At 61.4% G+C, this 19853-nt stretch carries 17 protein-coding genes; 1 reads left to right on the forward strand and 16 read right to left on the reverse strand.

The window, feature by feature from the left end:
* Position 1: 1 nt before the first annotated feature.
* From rplP to rpsJ, 9 genes are read right to left on the reverse strand one after another with little or no spacing between them, the layout of a single operon-like run.
* The gene (gene rplP, locus LDN82_RS15985) at positions 2–418 is read right to left on the reverse strand and encodes a 50S ribosomal protein L16 (RefSeq protein WP_003803795.1); all 417 of its coding nucleotides are present in this window, start codon (positions 416–418) and stop codon (positions 2–4) included.
* Positions 419–1240 (reverse strand): 30S ribosomal protein S3, encoded by an 822-nt coding sequence (gene rpsC, locus LDN82_RS15990; RefSeq protein ID WP_224088313.1) that lies wholly within the window; start codon positions 1238–1240, stop codon positions 419–421. It lies immediately after the preceding gene.
* Positions 1241–1606 carry a 50S ribosomal protein L22 gene (rplV, locus tag LDN82_RS15995; protein WP_090817766.1) on the reverse strand — a complete coding sequence of 122 codons (366 nt, stop codon included), beginning with the start codon at positions 1604–1606 and terminating at the stop codon, positions 1241–1243.
* A 38-nt stretch (positions 1607–1644) separates the two neighbouring features.
* Positions 1645–1926, reverse strand: a complete 282-nt coding sequence (gene rpsS, locus LDN82_RS16000; RefSeq protein ID WP_011775591.1) for a 30S ribosomal protein S19 — start codon at positions 1924–1926, stop codon at positions 1645–1647.
* Positions 1927–1938: 12 nt separating this feature from the next.
* Complete coding sequence (gene rplB, locus LDN82_RS16005; RefSeq protein ID WP_011775592.1) at positions 1939–2778, reverse strand: 50S ribosomal protein L2; 840 nt, start codon at positions 2776–2778, stop codon at positions 1939–1941.
* Positions 2779–2807: 29 nt separating this feature from the next.
* Entirely contained in the window at positions 2808–3113 is a 306-nt protein-coding gene (rplW, locus tag LDN82_RS16010; protein WP_011775593.1) for a 50S ribosomal protein L23, read from the reverse strand.
* Positions 3110–3727 (reverse strand): 50S ribosomal protein L4, encoded by a 618-nt coding sequence (rplD, locus tag LDN82_RS16015; protein ID WP_223933977.1) that lies wholly within the window; start codon positions 3725–3727, stop codon positions 3110–3112. The genes rplW and rplD overlap by 4 nt, the downstream gene beginning before the upstream one ends.
* 4 nt (positions 3728–3731) lie before the next feature.
* Positions 3732–4382, reverse strand: a complete 651-nt coding sequence (gene rplC / locus LDN82_RS16020; protein WP_026539807.1) for a 50S ribosomal protein L3 — start codon at positions 4380–4382, stop codon at positions 3732–3734.
* Between the two features lie 17 nt (positions 4383–4399).
* Positions 4400–4708 (reverse strand): 30S ribosomal protein S10, encoded by a 309-nt coding sequence (gene rpsJ, locus LDN82_RS16025; RefSeq protein ID WP_003803825.1) that lies wholly within the window; start codon positions 4706–4708, stop codon positions 4400–4402.
* 385 nt (positions 4709–5093) lie between these two features.
* Between rpsJ and LDN82_RS16030 the strand changes: the two genes are divergently transcribed.
* The gene (locus LDN82_RS16030; RefSeq protein WP_224164998.1) at positions 5094–6527 is read left to right on the forward strand and encodes a GH1 family beta-glucosidase; all 1434 of its coding nucleotides are present in this window, start codon (positions 5094–5096) and stop codon (positions 6525–6527) included.
* 26 nt (positions 6528–6553) lie between these two features.
* Here LDN82_RS16030 and LDN82_RS22595 read toward each other — a convergent pair whose 3' ends face one another.
* The 7 genes from LDN82_RS22595 to LDN82_RS16060 all read right to left on the reverse strand — a co-directional run bounded on the left by LDN82_RS22595 (position 6554) and on the right by LDN82_RS16060 (position 19828).
* Positions 6554–6679: a hypothetical protein gene (locus LDN82_RS22595; RefSeq protein ID WP_263422265.1), complete on the reverse strand. Its 126-nt coding sequence runs from the start codon at positions 6677–6679 to the stop codon at positions 6554–6556.
* Between the two features lie 25 nt (positions 6680–6704).
* Positions 6705–10964 (reverse strand): hypothetical protein, encoded by a 4260-nt coding sequence (locus LDN82_RS16035; RefSeq protein ID WP_224164999.1) that lies wholly within the window; start codon positions 10962–10964, stop codon positions 6705–6707.
* A gap of 157 nt (positions 10965–11121) precedes the next feature.
* Entirely contained in the window at positions 11122–12312 is a 1191-nt protein-coding gene (gene tuf, locus LDN82_RS16040) for an elongation factor Tu (RefSeq protein WP_224088318.1), read from the reverse strand.
* A 231-nt stretch (positions 12313–12543) separates the two neighbouring features.
* Complete coding sequence (fusA, locus tag LDN82_RS16045; protein WP_224088320.1) at positions 12544–14658, reverse strand: elongation factor G; 2115 nt, start codon at positions 14656–14658, stop codon at positions 12544–12546.
* Positions 14659–14727: 69 nt separating this feature from the next.
* Positions 14728–15198, reverse strand: a complete 471-nt coding sequence (gene rpsG, locus LDN82_RS16050) for a 30S ribosomal protein S7 (protein WP_003803829.1) — start codon at positions 15196–15198, stop codon at positions 14728–14730.
* A 1-nt stretch (position 15199) separates the two neighbouring features.
* Complete coding sequence (gene rpsL / locus LDN82_RS16055; protein ID WP_009358312.1) at positions 15200–15574, reverse strand: 30S ribosomal protein S12; 375 nt, start codon at positions 15572–15574, stop codon at positions 15200–15202.
* Positions 15575–15928: 354 nt separating this feature from the next.
* Positions 15929–19828, reverse strand: a complete 3900-nt coding sequence (locus tag LDN82_RS16060; protein WP_224165000.1) for a DNA-directed RNA polymerase subunit beta' — start codon at positions 19826–19828, stop codon at positions 15929–15931.
* Positions 19829–19853 lie beyond the last annotated feature (25 nt).

Raw genomic sequence — 19853 nt, forward strand, 5'->3', positions numbered from 1 at the left:
TCTATTCACCACCTTCGCGACGCACAATGCGTGCCTTCAACGGGAGCTTGTGGATTGCCAGGCGCAGGGCCTCGCGAGCTACCTCTTCATTGACACCGGAGAGTTCAAAGAGAACCCGGCCCGGCTTGACGTTTGCGACCCACCATTCCGGAGAACCCTTACCGGAACCCATGCGGGTTTCAGCAGGCTTCTTCGTCAGCGGACGGTCCGGGTAGATGTTGATCCAGACCTTACCGCCACGCTTGATGTGGCGGGTCATCGCGATACGGGCGGACTCGATCTGACGGTTCGTCACGTATGCCGGGCTCAGGGCCTGGATACCGTACTCACCGAAGCTGACCTTGGTGCCACCCGTTGCAGCGCCGGAACGACCCGGGTGGTGCTGCTTACGGTGCTTGACTCGACGTGGGATAAGCATTTAAGCCTCTCCTCCTTCTGCTGCAGGAGCAGCAGCTTCAGCGGCCGGTGCTTCAACGGCAGCGGGTGCTGCCTCAGCTGCCGGACGGTCGTTACGACGACGGCGGTCGCCACCCGGGCGGCCCGGACGGTCTCCTGCGCGGCCACGGGACGGAGCAGCAGCTGCCTGCTGAGCCAGTTCCTTGGCGGTTACGTCACCCTTGTAGATCCAAACCTTCACACCGATGCGGCCGAAGGTGGTCTTGGCTTCGTAGAAGCCGTAGTCGATGTTCGCGCGGAGGGTGTGCAGGGGCACACGGCCTTCGCGGTAGAACTCCGAGCGGGACATTTCTGCGCCACCCAGACGACCCGAGCAAGCAACACGGATACCCTTGGCACCCGCACGCTGTGCGGACTGCATGGCCTTCTTCATCGCACGGCGGAAAGCCACGCGGGAAGTCAGCTGCTCAGCGATGCCCTGGGCAACAAGCTGTGCTTCCATCTCGGGGTTCTTGACCTCGAGGATGTTCAGCTGAACCTGCTTGCCAGTGAGCTTTTCGAGCTCGCCGCGGATGCGGTCTGCCTCGGCGCCACGGCGACCGATGACGATACCCGGGCGTGCCGTGTGGATATCCACGCGGACACGGTCACGGGTGCGCTCGATCTCAACCTTGGCGATGCCGGCGCGCTCCATGCCCGTGGACATGAGCTGACGGATCTTGATGTCCTCGCGGACGAAGTCCTTGTAGCGCTGTCCGGCCTTGTTGCTGTCAGCAAACCAGTGCGAAACGTGGTCGGTGGTGATGCCGAGTCGGAACCCGTGCGGGTTTACTTTCTGTCCCACTTAGCGAGCCTCCTCTTTCTCCGGGGTTGCGACGACCACGGTGATGTGGCTGGTCCGCTTCCTAATGCGGTAGGCGCGGCCTTGGGCACGCGGCTGGAACCGCTTCATGGTCGGGCCTTCATCAACGAATGCTTCGCTGATGAACAGGTCGCTGTCGTCGAATGCAACGCCGTCACGGTCCGCGAGGACACGTGCGTTGGCCATTGCCGACTGAAGTACCTTGAATACCGGCTCCGAAGCTGCCTGGGGGGCAAACTTCAGAATTGCCAGAGCCTCATTCGCTTGCTTACCACGAACAAGGTTGACGACGCGCCGGGCCTTCATAGGCGTTACGCGGATGTGACGCGCAATAGCCTTGGCTTCCATTGCTTTCCTTCTCTCGTCTAAGACGTAAAGTCAGGCGCCTAGCGGCGCTTGCCCTTACGGTCGTCCTTAACATGGCCGCGGAATGTCCGCGTGGGAGCGAATTCGCCGAGCTTGTGCCCGACCATCGACTCAGTGACAAACACCGGGATGTGCTTGCGTCCGTCGTGTACGGCGATCGTGTGCCCGAGCATGTCGGGGATGATCATCGAACGGCGGGACCAGGTCTTGATGACGTTCTTGGTGCCCTTATCGTTTTCCCGTGCGACCTTCACAAAGAGGTGCTGGTCAACGAAAGGACCTTTTTTCAGGCTGCGTGGCATGTGTCCAGGCTCCTATCGCTTGTTCTTGCCAGTACGGCGGCGACGAACAATAAGCTTGTCGCTCTCTTTGTTCGGACGGCGGGTACGGCCCTCGGGCTTGCCGTTCGGGTTAACCGGGTGACGTCCACCGGAAGTCTTACCTTCACCACCACCGTGCGGGTGGTCAACCGGGTTCATGGCTACACCACGGACGGTCGGGCGAACGCCCTTCCAGCGCATACGGCCGGCCTTGCCCCAGTTGATGTTCGACTGCTCGGCGTTGCCGACCTCGCCGACGGTTGCGCGGCAGCGCACGTCAACGTTGCGGATTTCGCCGGAGGGCAGACGCAGCTGGGCGAAACGGCCTTCCTTGGCAACGAGCTGTACCGAAGCACCTGCGGAACGTGCCATCTTGGCGCCGCCACCCGGACGCAGTTCAACTGCGTGGATTACGGTACCAACCGGGATGTTGCGCAGCGGCAGGTTGTTGCCCGGCTTGATGTCAGCGTCGGGACCAGCCTCGACGAAGTCACCCTGGGACAGCTTGTTGGGAGCGATGATGTAACGCTTGGTGCCATCAACGTAGTGCAGGAGTGCGATGCGAGCCGTGCGGTTCGGGTCGTACTCGATTTCGGCAACGCGGGCGTTGATGCCGTCCTTGTCGTGACGACGGAAGTCGATCAGACGGTACTGGCGCTTGTGCCCACCACCCTTGTGACGGGTGGTGATCTTACCGGAGTTGTTACGGCCGCCAGTCTTGTGCAGCGGACGCAGCAACGACTTTTCCGGAGTCGATCGCGTGATTTCAGCAAAGTCGGCTACGCTCGAGCCACGACGGCCCGGGGTAGTCGGCTTGTATTTACGGATTCCCATAATTTATTTCCTCGTTAAAGTGGTCTCCGCTACGCGAGCGGACCGCCGAAGATGTCGATTGTGCCTTCTTTGAGGGTGACAATTGCACGCTTGGTGCTCTTGCGCTGTCCCCAGCCGAATTTGGTGCGCTTACGCTTACCGGCACGGTTGATGGTGTTGATCGAGTCAACTTTGACCGAGAAGATCTTCTCTACGGCCAATTTGATCTCGGTCTTGTTCGAGCGAGGGTCCACCAGGAAGGTGTACTTGCCTTCGTCGATCAGACCGTAGCTCTTTTCCGATACGACGGGTGCAAGCACGACGTCGCGCGGGTCCTTGATGGTGGTTACGCTCACTTGGAGGCCTCCTCGTTCTTGGCCTTGTCAGCGACGAACGCCTCGAAAGCAGCCTTGGTGAAGACCACGTCGTCGGAGATGAGAACGTCGTAGGTGTTCAGCTGGTCTGCGTACAGAACGTGAACATCTGCGAGGTTGCGCACGGAGAGTGCAGCGACGTCGTTGGCGCGCTCGATGACAACGAGCAGGTTCTTGCGCTCGGAGACTGCACGCAGCGAAGCCAGTGCTTCCTTGGCGGACGGCTTGGTGCCGGCTACCAGTTCAGCGATGACGTGGATGCGACCGTTGCGGGCGCGGTCAGACAGGGCGCCGCGGAGAGCAGCAGCCTTCATCTTCTTGGGGGTGCGCTGGCTGTAGTCACGAGGGGTCGGACCGTGGACAACGCCACCGCCGGTCATGTGAGGAGCACGGATGGAACCCTGACGGGCGCGGCCGGTGCCCTTCTGCTTGAACGGCTTGCGACCTGCACCGGAAACCTCGGCGCGGGTCTTCGTCTTGTGGGTACCCTGGCGGGCAGCAGCGAGCTGTGCGACGACGACCTGGTGCAGCAGCGGCACGTTGGTCTGGACGTCGAAGATCTCTGCAGGCAGGTCTACCTTGACAGTGCTAGTCATCTAACTAGGCTCCCTTCACGGCGGTGCGTACGAGTACGACCTGGCCGCGGGCACCGGGGACGGCACCCTTGATAAGGAGCAGCGACTTCTCAACGTCAACAGCGTGAACCGTGAGGTTCAGCGTCGTGTGACGCTCGGCGCCCATGCGGCCGGCCATTTTCAGGCCCTTGAAGACGCGGCTCGGGGTGGATGCGCCACCGATGGAGCCAGGCTTACGGTGGTTCTTGTGGGCACCGTGGGAAGCGCCAACGCCGTGGAAGCCGTGACGCTTCATAACACCGGCAAAGCCCTTACCCTTGGAGGTTCCAACGACGTCGATCTTCTGGCCGGCTTCGAAGATCTCGACAGAGAGCTCCTGGCCCAGCTCGTAGGATGCGGCGTCTGCGGTACGCAGTTCGACAACGTGGCGGCGAGGAGTTACGCCTGCCTTTTCAAAGTGACCAGCCAGCGGCTTGGTGACCTTGCGGGGGTCGATCTGGCCGTAGCCGATCTGGACGGCGACGTAGCCATCTACCTCTGCGTTGCGCAGCTGGGTGATGACGTTGGAGTCAGCCTGGACGACAGTTACCGGGATGAGCTTGTTGTTCTCGTCCCAGACCTGGGTCATGCCGAGCTTCGTGCCCAGCAGGCCCTTTACGTTACGGGTTGCGGTCATAGTCTCTCAGCACCTCCCTAGAGCTTGATTTCGATGTTCACGTCTGCAGGCAGGTCGAGACGCATAAGCGAGTCAACAGCCTTCGGCGTGGGGTCGATGATGTCGATCAGACGCTTGTGAGTACGCATTTCGAAGTGCTCACGGCTGTCCTTGTACTTGTGCGGAGAGCGGATAACGCAGTACACGTTCTTCTCCGTCGGAAGCGGCACCGGGCCGACTACCGTTGCGCCTGCGCGCGTGACCGTCTCAACGATCTTCCGCGCTGAAACATCAATGACCTCGTGGTCATATGACTTCAGCCGGATGCGGATTTTTTGTCCCGCCATGTCGCCTGACTCTCTTTCAGCTAGTGCTGCTCTAGTTAGGGCTGCTCTGTTTACTTACCTGTTGGCGTGGCCGCCGAAGCGTTTGAGGTTTTACCACCACACGCCGCACAAGCTGAATCCGGATCATTCCGGGTTCCTCAACCTGCCGGCGCACCGACCCCCGCGGTCGGGCGTGTCGCGATTTTCACGCAAACTCGACCGCATTCCATGGGGTTCAGGGTTATGTTTGGGCTTCAGCCTGGACCCTGACACCCGGCATTATCCGGATCGGGACACGAAGAAGCGCTTGAACAACTCATCCAGTATGCCGGAAATAAAGGCCAAAGGCCAATCGGGGCCCGGGCGGGCATTGCCACAGCCGCCACCCGATAGGGATGATAGTGGAATGACCGCCCAGGATATGGGTTCCGTGGAAGATCTGGCCGCGCGCCTACGTCCCGGGTTCACGCTGGGGGTCGCGGCCGCCGCCTTCCAGATTGAAGGTTCCGTAACCGCTGATGGGCGGGGACCTTCGGGCTGGGATGCGTTCGCGCAGAAGCCGGGAGCAATCGTCGACGCCGACTCGCCCACCATAGCCTGCGATCACTACAACCGCGCCGACGAAGATATCAGCCTGATGCAGGAACTCGGCATCGATTCGTACCGTTTCTCCCTTTCCTGGCCCAGGATCCAGCCCGGCGGCACGGGCACAATCAACCAGCGTGGGCTGGACTTCTACGATCGCCTGATCGACAAACTCCTTGCTGCCGGCATTTCCCCCATGGTCACTCTGTTCCACTGGGATACTCCCCTGGAACTTGAACACTCCGGCGGCTGGATCAATCGGGATACAGCGGAACGCTTTGCCGTCTATTGCAGTGCTGCAGCGGAGCGCTTCGGGGACCGCGTGGAGCACTGGGTCACCATGAACGAACCAGTTTCCGTCACCCTCCAGGGCTATGCTTTGGGCGTCCACGCGCCCGGCCGCCAGTTGTTGTTCGACGCCTTGCCGGCCGCCCACCATCAGCTGCTGGGCCATGGGTTGGCAGTGCGCGCCCTGCGTGACGCCGGGGTGAAGGGGCAGATCGGCATCTCCAACATGCACTCCCCCGTCCGCCCAGCGAGCAACAGCCTCTCGGACCGTTTGATGGCCCAGTCCTTCGATCTGCTCCTCAACCGCATCTATGCTGACGCCGTCCTGCTGGGGCAGTACCCCAGGCCACCCTTGCCCATGAAACCCTGGTTCCGGTCCTTGGGAACCATCAGGGATGGTGACCTTGACCTGATCAGCCAGCCGTTGGACTTCTATGGGCTCAACTACTACTACCCGGTCAAGGTTGCTGCGGGGCGGGGACCGGCGGAGATCCCCACGGGCACGGCTGTCGAAATGACGAAAGTGCCATTTCACCTGGCCGCCTACCAGGAGTACGAAACGACTGGATTCGGCTGGCCGGTGGCGCCGGAGCATTTGGCAGTACTGCTCCGCGAGATGAAGGACCGCTACGGCGACGCCCTTCCACCGGTCTACATCACCGAAGGAGGGGCCAGTTTCCCCGAGCCTTCGCGCGTGGATGGGCCTATACAGGACCATAACCGGATCAGTTACCTGGCGGAGCATCTTGGCCACGCACTGACAGCTACGGGACCCGGCGGGATCGCCGAGGACGTCGAACTCCGCGGTTATTACGTGTGGACGCTACTGGACAATTTTGAGTGGGCGGCAGGGTACTCGCAACGCTTCGGCTTGGTGCACGTGGACTTCGACACCTTGGAGCGCACACCCAAAGACTCGTTTTACTGGTACCGGGCACTGGGCCGTGCACGCCATCGGGAACACTAGCCCACGTGGGTTAACTCCAGATTGGGCTACTTGTTCTTGTTGGCGCGGTTGATGCGCTTGGCCCGCTCAATTTCATTGCGGAAGTACTTGCGACCCCACAGCACTCCGCCGCCGATCACCGCGATGATGGCAAGGAAAATCAGGAATTCCATGGTGCTCCTCTCATTGGGTTCAACGTTAGCGGATTCCATCCCGGCTGGATGCAGGTGAGGGTTCCGGTGTTGGATTGTTTCCGTCGGTTGCAGGCGGTTTTCGGTTCAGCCTCCATACCGCCAGGACGATGAGGGCCAAGGCGACGAGTGCCAGCATGGCGAATGCGTAACTGCGCAGCGCCCACATGATGCTGGCTGCCACACCAGCAGCGCCCCACCACACGAACATTCGCTCAGCCAGGAGGAGTCCGGCCACCAGGAGCACCACATGAGCCACGAGGACGTATATCTGCTGGGACGATGTTCCCACGAAACTTGTCCCCACGGCTGTCAAGGACAGCAGCCCTGCTGTGAGGGCAAGCCGCAATTGTCCCTCTGGACGCTGGAAGCCCATGTAGCGCACCCCTGCCGTAACCGCGCCCGCGACGACGTACCATTGCGCGGCCCAGAACCAGTCAGGTGAGCCGCCATCCACAAACAGCACGGCCCGTTGGAACCCTGCAAGGGTTGCCAGTGCAGTGATTTCTCCGGCCAGGCGCTTGCCGTTCGGGACCTCGATGACCACCAACACTCCGGCAACCAGGATCAGGCCCGCACCCACCAGCGAGGTCTGGTCCCGTGCCAGGCCGGCGGCCGCAGCTGCGCCAAGCCCCGTGATCGAAGTTATCACCAGGGCGTTCCGCCGCCAGGGTTGTGAGGTGATGGAAGGTCCGCCCAGTCGTCGGACCACATACATGGCCGCCCCGGTTCCCATTGCGCCTATCAGCCATGGAACGAAGGAGTCCCAGGGAGTCGGTTCGCGGCCATCCAGCAAACCGTCGACGGCGGTCACGGCACCAACCAGCGCGGCGGGCGCGGCCGCGGCATAGAGGGAAGGCATGCCCTCAAAGTGCGACGCAGCGAACAGCACCGACGCCAGAACCAGGACGGCAAAACCGCTCAGCGACAGGGACGTCGCCAGAGCCAACAATCCGCCGGCAGTGGTGAAGGTGAGTGCCGAAATCAACCACAGCAACCGTTCGGCCACAGCGGCGGGTGAACCCTCGCCGGTCCTGACTGACCCCGCGTTCAGGGGCGGGAAAACTGCCCTGGCAACCACGGCAGCCACAGCCAGCGCAAGCAGTACCCAGGGCACTTGATACTTATCCAGCAACGGCTGATACAACCACGTATCGGATGGGAAGCCCAGGGCGGGTCCAGCGGCAATCACTCCTGCCGTGACTGCAGCGATCCCAAAGTACTGCGCTCCCCGGGCACCAAAGGTGCGCCACGCGATCGCGGCTGTTACCGGAACGAATGCCAACTCCGCGAGGAGCACCCAACGGCCACCGCCGTCGTAGTCTTCTGCGAGGAAGTAGGCCAGTGGGAGTAGTAGCTGTGCACTTGGAACGGCCCAAACCATTGCCTTCTGGAAGGGGTCATCGCTGTGCCGCCCCTGGAGAAAGGACTGCAGAAGGAACTGCACCGGCAACTGCAGGATAAGGATCAGCGCGACGGTGACAGATGTAGCCGCAGCCGACTCCGTGAAGTCGGCCACCACAAGTGTGACCAAGGCCCCGGAGAGAATGCGCACAGCCAACAGGTAGCCACCACGGGCGAGGCGTTGACCGGTGACAGCAACCATGAAGCCGCTATATGCCGTAAAGATGCCCAGCAGGAGTTCCAGATCCCTGACATTTCCAAGCCGGAGGGCGAGCAGCAGAACCATTGCCGCAGGAGCGAACAACCATCCCGGTTTGTGCGCTCGAAGCGCGGTACTCACGGCCACGGCCGCCAGTGCCGCCAGCGTGGCAGCGGCACCTGGTTGCCAGCCCTCGCGACCCCCCGGAACCCCATCCATGGTGAGGAACATACTGCACAGGACCATGGCGGCAAGCACCACTCCAGCATCAATAATGGCCGGGCGTGGGAACTTCGCAACATAACCCGCACGCAGAGGCAGGATCAGCTGTAGGGCGAGAACGACTGTGACAGTCAGTCCGACGCCAACCGCTTCACCGGCAATCCGGAATCCGGCATCCTTCGTTGTGTCGTAGTAGGCCGAGGCAGCCAACAGGGTTCCTGCAGCGCGCGCCAACCACCAGTAGCTTTGCCTATGCAAGGAAGCGGGCAGCCGGAGGGCTGTGGCGCAGAAGTAGGTGACAGCCGCCAAGAGAACAACGTTACCCAGAGTCCGCGACACAGCAACCACAGCCACGATGCCTGCCACCGTAGCGGCGGTCGGAGCAAGGAACTCCCCCATGGTCGGACGCCAGGTCAGCACGCCACCACCTGCGGGGCCGGAACCACTGCTGCCCTTACCCTGGGGGAACAGCAACCAGCCGGACACCAAACCTGCGGCAACCACCACCCCCACAGCAACCGCCACAATGGGCCGCCCGGGTGCGGCATCGAAAAGAGGCAAAGCAAGAAGTCCTGCCATCGCCACACCGCCGAACCCCGCCGTGGACGCCTGTGCTCCCACGGTGCGGACACCGTTGCCCTCAAGCAAGGCACTCACCAGCTGCTGTACGGCACACGCCGCCACGAAAGCGAACAACGTGTAGGCAGACCTGTCCGGATGGTCGGTGAAGACGCCCGCAGCCGACACCGTTACAGCCAGCGTCAGGGCGACCCGCCCAGCCAGGACGTAGACATGTCGAAGTGGCCCTGGCCTGATGGCTCCCAGAAGGAACCAGTACAGGCCGGCGACAGCGAGCAGCACGGTCACAGGCCACGCACCCAGCAACCCAACGAACGGTATTGCCACAACAAGTACGGCGGCCGGTGCGAACTCTGCCCCCTGGCCCAGCTTCCACCCCACCACCATGGAAGTCGATATCGCGATGAAGAGCGGCAGGAACTCCGGCAGCTGGAAGTTTCCCATGCCAAGCATGACCATGAGCACAACCGAGGCAACAATTTGCAGCCCGAGGCACCAGACGGCGTCGTACCACCACGTACGTGGAACCAGGCGTTTTCCGCCGAATGCGACTCCAACCGATTGGAGACCCAGACAGATGATTCCTGCCAGCAGCACGTGGCTTGAATCCGCAGATACATCCCACACAAAACCCAACACAGCCAAGGTGGAGGCGGCGCGGGCGAAATAGAAGTTCAGCAAACGGTGCTGGCCTGACCTCACAAGCAGCATCACCGCAAAGTACAGCGCGCACATCACCATGACCATGGGGTACTCCCCCTTGGCCAGGAAGCTGGGCGTCATGGTTACCGCGAGCCCCACGAACGGCACTACAAAGGGATGCAGCACCACCAAAGGACGCACATAGAGCGGAGGGATCCAACGGGGGTGAACCAGTGCAGCCAGTGTGAAGAGAATGGCAACGCCAATGAGCGCCGTAAAGTACCAGACCAGGGCCCCGCCTAGCACTGATACTCCGGACCACGCCGTGGAAACCACGAAGGTAAGTGACAGCAACGCCAGCACCTTGTTATCGAGGCGCAGAGCAGCGTAAACGTAGGCAGCAGTTCCCAGCAATGAAGTGATCAGCCATGCCATGGGGCCGTCATGGAGGGCAAAGTTGTACATGGCCAAACCTGTAACCGGGACCAGGGCCAGCCCTGTTCCCGTAAAGGCCATGGCTGCCGGGCGAAGCCGCGGCACCCTTCGCTGGATGATGAGTCCTGAAGCATAGAACAAGATGGTGATCGCCCAAATAGCCACAAACCGAAAAACCCCAGGAAGACTGGTTCCAACAAACAGGGCGCCGGCGGCAACAAGCAACAGACTCGCGACGTACAGGGTGATGTTGATGTTTTGGCGGTCGCGCTTCTCCTTTCTCGCCGCTACCGTTTCCGGGCTCTCACGCGGGGTGAGCGTCGGCTGGAATTGCCACTGTTGTGGCGTAGGAGCAAAACTTGGCTCGGGCACAGGCCCGCGACTGTACGACAGCGGAACCCGGGGTGGCGCAGTACTTCCCACGGTCTGCTGAAAGGCAGGAGGCAGGAGCACGGGCTGGAACGGCGTCGGCTGCAATATTGCAGGCGGTTGCAGCACCGTCCTCGGTTGTTGGACTGTCGCCGGCTGCTGTACTGTCGCTGGTTGCTGCGGTGCCGCCGGTTGCTCCCGCACTGCAGGCCGCTGGCTTTGCCCCCGCGCGTCCTCCCAACCTGCCAAATGGCCGGCGAGATACCCCGCACGGTAAGTGGCGGCGTCGTCGGCTCTGACAGCCGGCGTCGAACGGGCGGCCTCCCGTCGGCCCCGCACCAAACCCAGCGCATAACCAATGACACCAATAACGACCAAAAGCAGCAGTACAAGGCCCGTCGTCAAGAATCCCAGCATGGAAGCTCCTACGGTGAAGCCGGGCGCAAGGCCTGCACGGCATTAATCCAATCGATAGATTAATCATAGCAAAGAAGAACCCCACGGCAAAAGCGGTGGGGTTCTTCTTTGGCTTGCTACCGACCAGGCGGGAAGTTTGCCGATCTACAAGTAGAAACTACTTGATGATCTTGGTAACACGTCCCGAACCAACGGTGCGGCCGCCTTCGCGGATAGCGAAGCCGAGGCCCTCTTCCATAGCGATCGGCTGGATGAGCTCAACGGTCATCTCAGTGTTGTCGCCAGGCATAACCATTTCCGTGCCTTCCGGCAGGGTGATAACGCCGGTTACGTCCGTGGTACGGAAGTAGAACTGCGGGCGGTAGTTCGAGTAGAACGGGTTGTGACGTCCGCCTTCGTCCTTGGAAAGGATGTAGACGTTGGCCTCGAAGTCGGTGTGCGGGGTGATGGAACCCGGCTTGACGACAACCTGGCCACGCTCGACGTCGTCGCGCTTGAGACCGCGGAGCAGGAGGCCACAGTTCTCGCCGGCCCATGCTTCGTCGAGCTGCTTGTGGAACATCTCGATACCGGTAACCGTGGTCTTCTGGACCGGGCGGATACCGACGATCTCGACCTCGGAGTTGATGGCGAGGGTTCCACGCTCGGCGCGGCCCGTAACAACGGTGCCACGACCGGTGATGGTGAAGACGTCTTCGATCGGCATCAGGAACGGCTTGTCGCGGTCACGTACGGGGTCCGGAACGGACTCGTCGACAGCTGCCATCAGGTCCTGGACGGACTTGACCCAAACCGGGTCGCCTTCCAGAGCCTTCAGACCGGAAACGCGAACAACCGGAGCTTCATCGCCATCGAAGCCCTGCGAGCTCAGGAGCTCACGAACTTCCATTTCGACGAGGTCGAGGAGTTCTTCGTCATCAACCATGTCCGACTTGTTCAGTGCGACCAGCAGGTAGGGAACACCAACCTGGCGGGCGAGCAGAACGTGCTCGCGGGTCTGGGCCATCGGACCATCGGTTGCGGCAACCACGAGGATTGCGCCGTCCATCTGGGCAGCACCGGTGATCATGTTCTTGATGTAGTCAGCGTGACCGGGGGCGTCAACGTGTGCGTAGTGACGCTTCTCGGTCTGGTACTCCACGTGGGAGATGTTGATGGTAATACCGCGCTGGCGCTCTTCCGGAGCAGAGTCGATGGACGCGAAGTCGCGCTGCTCGTTGATGTCCGGGTACTGGTCGTACAGCACCTTGGAAATGGCGGCAGTCAGCGTCGTCTTACCGTGGTCAACGTGACCAATGGTGCCGATGTTGACGTGCGGCTTAGTCCGCTCGAACTTTGCCTTTGCCACAGGTTCCTCCTAGAACGATTTCAAGTGAAGTGCTCCTCGGCCGCGCTTTTCGCGGCAGAAACTTTAGCAAGTCTACTTGGGGGCTTGGTTTTGGTGAAATTGCAGATTCAGGAACCAATACTAGTTCCTAGAGCCTGTTCGCGCAGGGGCCGGGCCACGGCTTTCGCCGCAGCCCCGCCTCACACGCTAAGATGCCCTCCCGGAATCGGAATAGCATCCGTTGCCGGGAGATTACTCTCCGCGGGTTTTCTGGATGATCTCGTCGGCTACAGCCTTCGGGACCTCCGCGTAGCTGTTGAACGTCATGGAGTACACGGCACGACCCTGCGTCTTGGAACGGAGGTCGCCAATGTAACCGAACATGCCGGACAGCGGAACGTGTGCACGGATAACCTTCACACCTGCTGCGTCCTCCATGGACTGCATCTGGCCACGGCGGGCGTTCAGGTCACCAATAACATCACCCATGTATTCCTCAGGTGTGCGGACCTCAACATCCATCAGCGGTTCGAGCAGAACAGGGTTCGCCTTGCGTGCAGCTTCCTTGAAAGCCATACGGCCGGCGATCTTGAACGCCATTTCCGAAGAGTCAACATCGTGGGACGCGCCATCAATCAGCGTGGCCTTGATGCCGACAACCGGGTAGCCGGCCAGGACGCCGTCGTTCAGTGCATCCTGGATACCAGCGTCAACGGACGGGATGTATTCGCGCGGAACGCGGCCACCGGTGACCTTGTTCTCGAACTCGTACAGCTCGCCGGAAGAGGTGTCCATCGGCTCGATCGCGATCTGGATCTTTGCGAACTGACCCGAACCACCGGTCTGCTTCTTGTGCGTGTAGTCGTGACGCTCTACGGCGCGCTTGATGGTTTCGCGGTAAGCAACCTGCGGCTTGCCAACGTTTGCCTCAACCTTGAATTCGCGGCGCATGCGGTCCACCAGGATGTCCAGGTGGAGCTCGCCCATGCCGGCGATGATGGTCTGGCCCGTGTCTTCGTTGAGGGAGACCTGGAAGGTCGGGTCCTCAGCGGAGAGCTTCTGGATGGCCGTGGAGAGCTTCTCCTGGTCACCCTTGGTGTTGGGCTCGATGGCAACCGAGATCACGGGCTCCGGGAAGCTCATGGACTCGAGGACGATCTGCTGGTTGGCATCACACAGGGTATCGCCCGTTGTGGTGTCCTTCAGACCGATGGCTGCGTAGATGTGGCCGGCGGTAGCGCCCTCAACGGGCATTTCCTTGTTGGCGTGCATCTGGAACAGCTTGCCGATGCGTTCCTTCTTGCCCTTGGTGGAGTTGACCACCTGGGCGCCGGCCTCGACGTGACCGGAGTACACGCGGATGAAGGTCAGCTGACCGAAGAACGGGTGCGCCGCAATCTTGAAGGCGAGGGCCGAGAACGGCTCGTCTGCAGAGGGCTTGCGGGTGAGTTCCTTCTCTTCGTCGCGGGGATCGTGACCGATCATCGCGGGGACGTCGAGCGGGTTCGGCAGGAAGTCGACAACAGCGTCAAGCATCGGCTGTACGCCGCGGTTCTTGAAGGCAGAGCCACAGAACACGGGGTAGAGCTCGGAGTTGATGGTCATCTTGCGGATGCCGGCCTTCAGTTCCTCAAGGGTGAGTTCTTCACCTTCGAGGTACTTCTCCATGAGCTCTTCGGATGCTTCCGCAACGGTCTCTACGAGCTGTGCACGGTACTCTTCAGCCTTGGCCTGGAGGTCCGCCGGAATTTCCTGCACTTCGTAGGAAGCGCCCATGGTGACGTCACCCTTTGCGTCGCCAGGCCAAACCAGGGCACGCATTTCGAGGAGGTCAACCACGCCGATGAAGTCGTTCTCAGCGCCGATCGGGAGCTGCATGACCAGCGGCTTGGCACCAAGGCGGGAAATGATGGTGTCAACGGTGAAGTAGAAGTCCGCACCCAGCTTGTCCATCTTGTTGACGAAGCAGATACGCGGAACGTTGTACTTGTCAGCCTGGCGCCAAACAGTCTCGGACTGCGGCTCCACGCCTTCCTTGCCGTCGAACACAGCGACAGCACCGTCGAGGACGCGCAGGGAGCGCTCAACCTCAACCGTGAAGTCCACGTGGCCCGGGGTGTCGATGATGTTGATCTGGTTCTGGTTCCAGAAGCAAGTCACGGCGGCAGACGTGATGGTGATGCCGCGTTCCTTTTCCTGTTCCATCCAGTCGGTCGTCGAGGCGCCGTCGTGCGTCTCGCCGATCTTGTGGTTCACACCCGTGTAGAACAGGATGCGCTCGGTAGTGGTGGTCTTGCCGGCATCGATGTGGGCCATGATGCCGATATTGCGGACCTTGTTAAGGTCGGTAAGCACGTCCTGTGCCACGGGGTCTCCCTTTCGGATGGACTACACGTTCGCCGCCGGCTCGGTTGAGCCGACGGCGCCCGGGAGGATTTACCAGCGGTAGTGTGCGAAGGCCTTGTTGGACTCGGCCATCTTGTGGGTGTCTTCGCGACGCTTGACAGCGGCACCGAGACCGTTCGAGGCATCCAGGATTTCGTTCTGGAGACGCTCGGTCATGGTCTTCTCGCGGCGGGCCTTGGAGTAGCCCACGAGCCAACGCAGGGCGAGGGCGGTGGAGCGACCCGGCTTGACCTCAACCGGAACCTGGTAGGTGGCGCCACCAACACGGCGTGAACGCACCTCGAGGGAAGGCTTGACGTTGTCCATGGCCTTCTTGAGGGCAGCAACGGGGTCGCCGCCGGACTTGGCACGTGCACCTTCGAGGGCGCCGTAAACGATGCGCTCTGCGGTGGACTTCTTGCCGTCAACCAGAACCTTGTTGATCAGCTGAGTGACCAACGGGGAGCCGTAAACGGGATCGGAAACTAGCGGCCGCTTCGGGGCCGGACCCTTGCGAGGCATATTACTTCTTCTCCATCTTTGCGCCGTAACGGCTGCGGGCCTGCTTGCGGTTCTTGACACCCTGGGTGTCGAGTGCGCCGCGGACGATCTTGTAGCGGACACCCGGAAGGTCCTTCACACGACCACCACGGACGAGCACGATGGAGTGCTCCTGGAGGTTGTGGCCAACGCCGGGGATGTAAGCGGTAACTTCAACGCCACCGTTGAGGCGCACACGTGCCACCTTACGAAGAGCCGAGTTCGGCTTCTTGGGGGTGGTGGTGTAGACGCGGGTGCAAACACCGCGGCGCATCGGGCTGCCCTTCAGCGCGGGAGCCTTGGTCTTGGAGACCTTAGGCGTGCGGCCCTTGCGGACCAGCTGGTTAATCGTAGGCACTTTCGTGTTCTCCGTTGTTTGATCTCTGCCCCCACACATAGGCGCCAGCCAGTGTAAACGTGGGAACTTTGGCGTTGCTCATGCGGCCGGCCGAAACATCCGGTAGGCGTGCAAAAGTGCGGCATTCGTTGCGCATGTTGCCCGCAACCCGGAAACAGGCTCCACCCAGCACCATGAGAACAAAACCAAAATGATGCTGCGGCGGCCTTCATCCACTGCCACACAGAACAATTACCAAAATTCTAGCACGGCTTGATCTGAGGCCTTAATCGGGTGTATGGCGTCCCGTTAACGGGATGGGCCCCGCACTCAAGAGTGCGGGGCCCATCCTTCAGCCATTAACTACTGCTGGTTTCAGCGGAAGTCGTTGCCGAGATCGTAGTCATCCAGCGGGATGGCGTGGAACTCGGGAGCACCGTCGCCGCCCAGGGCGTCATAGGAGAAGTCCGTGAAAGCGCTGGGGCCCGTGAACAGGCTTGCCTTGGCTTCCTCGGTCGGCTCAACCGTGACCTCCGTGTAACGGGGCAGGCCCGTACCGGCCGGGATGAGCTTACCGATGATGACGTTCTCCTTGAGGCCGAGCAGAGGATCGCTCTTGCCTTCCATGGCCGCCTGCGTCAGGACGCGGGTGGTTTCCTGGAAGGAAGCGGCCGACAGCCAGGACTCGGTTGCCAGGGACGCCTTGGTGATACCCATGAGTTCCGGACGACCCGAAGCCGGGGACTTGCCCTCGGACACGACGCGGCGGTTCTCGTCTTCGAAGCGGGAGCGCTCTGCAAGCTCACCAGGGAGCAGGTCGGAGTCGCCGGATTCGATGACGGTCACGCGGCGCAGCATCTGGCGGACGATAACCTCGACGTGCTTGTCGTGGATACCAATACCCTGGCTGCGGTAAACGCCCTGAACCTCGTCCACAAGGAACTTCTGTGCGGCACGGGGACCCATGATGCGCAGAACCTGCTTCGGGTCCACAGGACCGTTGATCAGCTTCTGGCCGACGCTGACGTGCTCGCCATCCTCGATGAGGAGACGGGAACGGCGCAGCACCGGGTAGGCAATCTCTTCGGAACCATCGTCCGGAGTGATGACCAGGCGCATCTGGCGCTCGGACTCTTCGATGGTGATGCGGCCGGCTGCTTCAGCAATCGGTGCGACACCCTTCGGAGTACGGGCTTCGAAGAGCTCCTGGATACGGGGCAGACCCTGGGTGATGTCGTCGCCACCACCGGCAGAAACGGCACCACCGGTGTGGAACGTACGCATGGTCAGCTGGGTACCGGGCTCACCGATGGACTGTGCGGCAATGATGCCCACGGCCTCACCGATGTCCACGGTCTTGCCAGTTGCCAGCGAACGGCCGTAGCAGAGTGCACAGGTGCCGACCTTGGACTCACAGGTGAGTACGGAACGGACCTTGACTTCAGTGATGCCTGCAGCCAGCAGCTGGTCGATAACGACGTCGCCGCAGTCGGTTCCACCGGCAGCCAGGACGTTGCCCTGGGCATCGACGACGTCGACGGCCAGCGTACGTGCGTAGGCGCTGTTCTCGACGTTCTCGTCCAGGACGAGCTCACCGTTGGAATCCGGCACGGCGATCGGCGTGAGCAGACCGCGTTCGGTACCGCAGTCCTCTTCACGGACGATGACGTCCTGCGAAACGTCCACCAGACGACGGGTCAGGTAACCCGAGTTGGCGGTACGGAGAGCGGTATCGGCCAGACCCTTACGTGCACCGTGCGTGGCGATGAAGTATTCCAACACCGACAGGCCCTCGCGGTAGGAGGACTTGATCGGGCGAGGGATGATCTCACCCTTCGGGTTGGCCACAAGACCACGGATACCCGCGATCTGGCGAACCTGCATCCAGTTACCACGTGCACCGGAGGACACCATGCGGTTGATGGTGTTCATCGGGGACAGACTGTCACGCATCGCCTGGGCGATCTCGTTGGTGGCCTTGTTCCAGATCTCGATCAGTTCCTGGCGACGCTCGTCGTCGTCGATCAGGCCCTTGTCGTACTGGCCCTGGATCTTGGCAGCCATGTTCTCGTAACCAGCCAGGATGGCGGGCTTGGAGGTCGGCACCTCGATGTCGGAGATAGCCACAGTAACGCCCGAGCGGGTTGCCCAGTAGAAACCGGCATCCTTCAGGTTGTCCAGCGTGGCAGCCGTGACAACCTTCGGGTAGCGCTCAGCGAGGTCGTTGACGATCCGGGACAGTTCGCCCTTGTCGGCAACAGCCTCAACCCACGGGTAATCCTCAGGCAGCGTCTGGTTGAAGATGACCTGGCCCAGGGAGGTCTGGACGAGAGCAGGCTGACCCGGCTCCCAACCTTCCGGAGCTTCCCAACCGGCGTAAGGCACGAAGTTGTCCAGACGGATCTTGACCTGGGAGTTCAGGTGCAGATCACGGGCGTCGTACGCCATGATGGCTTCCGAAACCGAGGAGAAGATGCGGCCTTCGCCGGCAGAGCCGACGCGCTTGGTGGTCAGGTGGTACAGGCCGATGATCATATCCTGCGAAGGCAGGGTAACCGGGCGGCCATCGGACGGCTTCAGGATGTTGTTCGAGGACAGCATCAGGATGCGGGCTTCGGCCTGGGCTTCCGGGCTCAGCGGCAGGTGCACTGCCATCTGGTCGCCGTCGAAGTCAGCGTTGAAGGCGCCACAAACCAGCGGGTGAAGCTGGATTGCCTTGCCTTCCACAAGCTGCGGTTCGAAGGCCTGGATGCCGAGGCGGTGAAGGGTAGGTGCACGGTTGAGCAGCACCGGGTGTTCGGTGATGATCTCTTCCAGCACGTCCCAAACCTGCGGACGGTAACGCTCGACCATGCGCTTTGCCGACTTGATGTTCTGTGCGTGGTTGAGGTCAACCAGGCGCTTCATCACGAACGGCTTGAAGAGCTCCAGCGCCATCTGCTTGGGCAGACCACACTGGTGCAGCTTCAGCTGCGGGCCAACGACGATGACCGAACGGCCGGAGTAGTCGACGCGCTTGCCGAGCAGGTTCTGGCGGAAACGACCCTGCTTGCCCTTGAGCATGTCGCTCAGGGACTTCAGCGGACGGTTGCCCGGACCCGTAACGGGGCGGCCACGACGACCGTTGTCGAAGAGGCTGTCAACAGCTTCCTGAAGCATGCGCTTCTCGTTGTTGACGATGATCTCCGGAGCGCCGAGGTCAAGCAGTCGCTTGAGTCGGTTGTTGCGGTTGATCACACGGCGGTAGAGGTCGTTGAGGTCGGAGGTCGCGAAGCGGCCACCATCCAGCTGGACCATCGGGCGCAGTTCCGGCGGGATCACCGGGACGGCGTCCAGAACCATGCCGAGGGGGCTGTTGTTGGTGGTCAGGAATGCGTTGACAACCTTCAGGCGCTTCAGGGCACGCGTCTTGCGCTGGCCCTTGCCGTTCTGGATGGTGTCGCGCAGCGACTCGGCTTCAGCCTGCATGTCAAAGGTCTCAAGACGCTTCTTGATGGCCTCGGCACCCATGGAGCCTTCGAAGTACATGCCGTAGCGGTCACGCAGTTCGCGGTACAGGCCCTCGTCACCCTCAAGGTCAGCGACCTTGAGGTTCTTGAAGCGGTCCCAGACCTGCTCAAGGCGCTCGATATCGGCGTCGGCACGCTTGCGGACGTTCGCCATCTGGCGGTCTGCGGAGTCGCGGGCCTTCTTCTTGTCGGCAGCCTTGGCACCTTCACCTTCAAGACGGGCAAGCTCGTCTTCAAGGTCGCGGGCGATCGTGGCGATGTCGCTGTCGCGGTTGTCCACGAGCTGCTTCTTCTCGAGGTCGTGCTCGACCTGGAGGTTCGGCAGTTCAGCGTGGCGGTTTTCCGTGTCAACGCTGGTGATCATGTAGGCAGCGAAGTAGATGACCTTCTCAAGGTCCTTCGGAGCCAGGTCCAACAGGTAGCCCAAGCGCGAGGGAACGCCCTTGAAGTACCAGATGTGGGTTACAGGCGCAGCCAGTTCGATGTGGCCCATGCGCTCACGGCGCACCTTGGCGCGGGTGACTTCAACGCCACAACGCTCACAGATGATGCCCTTGAAGCGGACGCGCTTGTACTTGCCGCAGTAGCATTCCCAGTCGCGGGAAGGACCGAAGATCTTCTCGCAGAAAAGACCGTCCTTCTCAGGCTTGAGGGTGCGGTAGTTGATGGTTTCCGGCTTCTTGACCTCACCGTAAGACCAGCCACGGATGTCTTCCGCGGTGGCGAGGCCGATCTGCATGAGGCCGAAGGAGGATTCGCTGGACATATGGTCCCTGTTCTCTCTTGTTCTC

The sequence above is a fragment of the Arthrobacter sp. StoSoilA2 genome, from assembly GCF_019977195.1.
Lineage (GTDB): Bacteria > Actinomycetota > Actinomycetes > Actinomycetales > Micrococcaceae > Arthrobacter.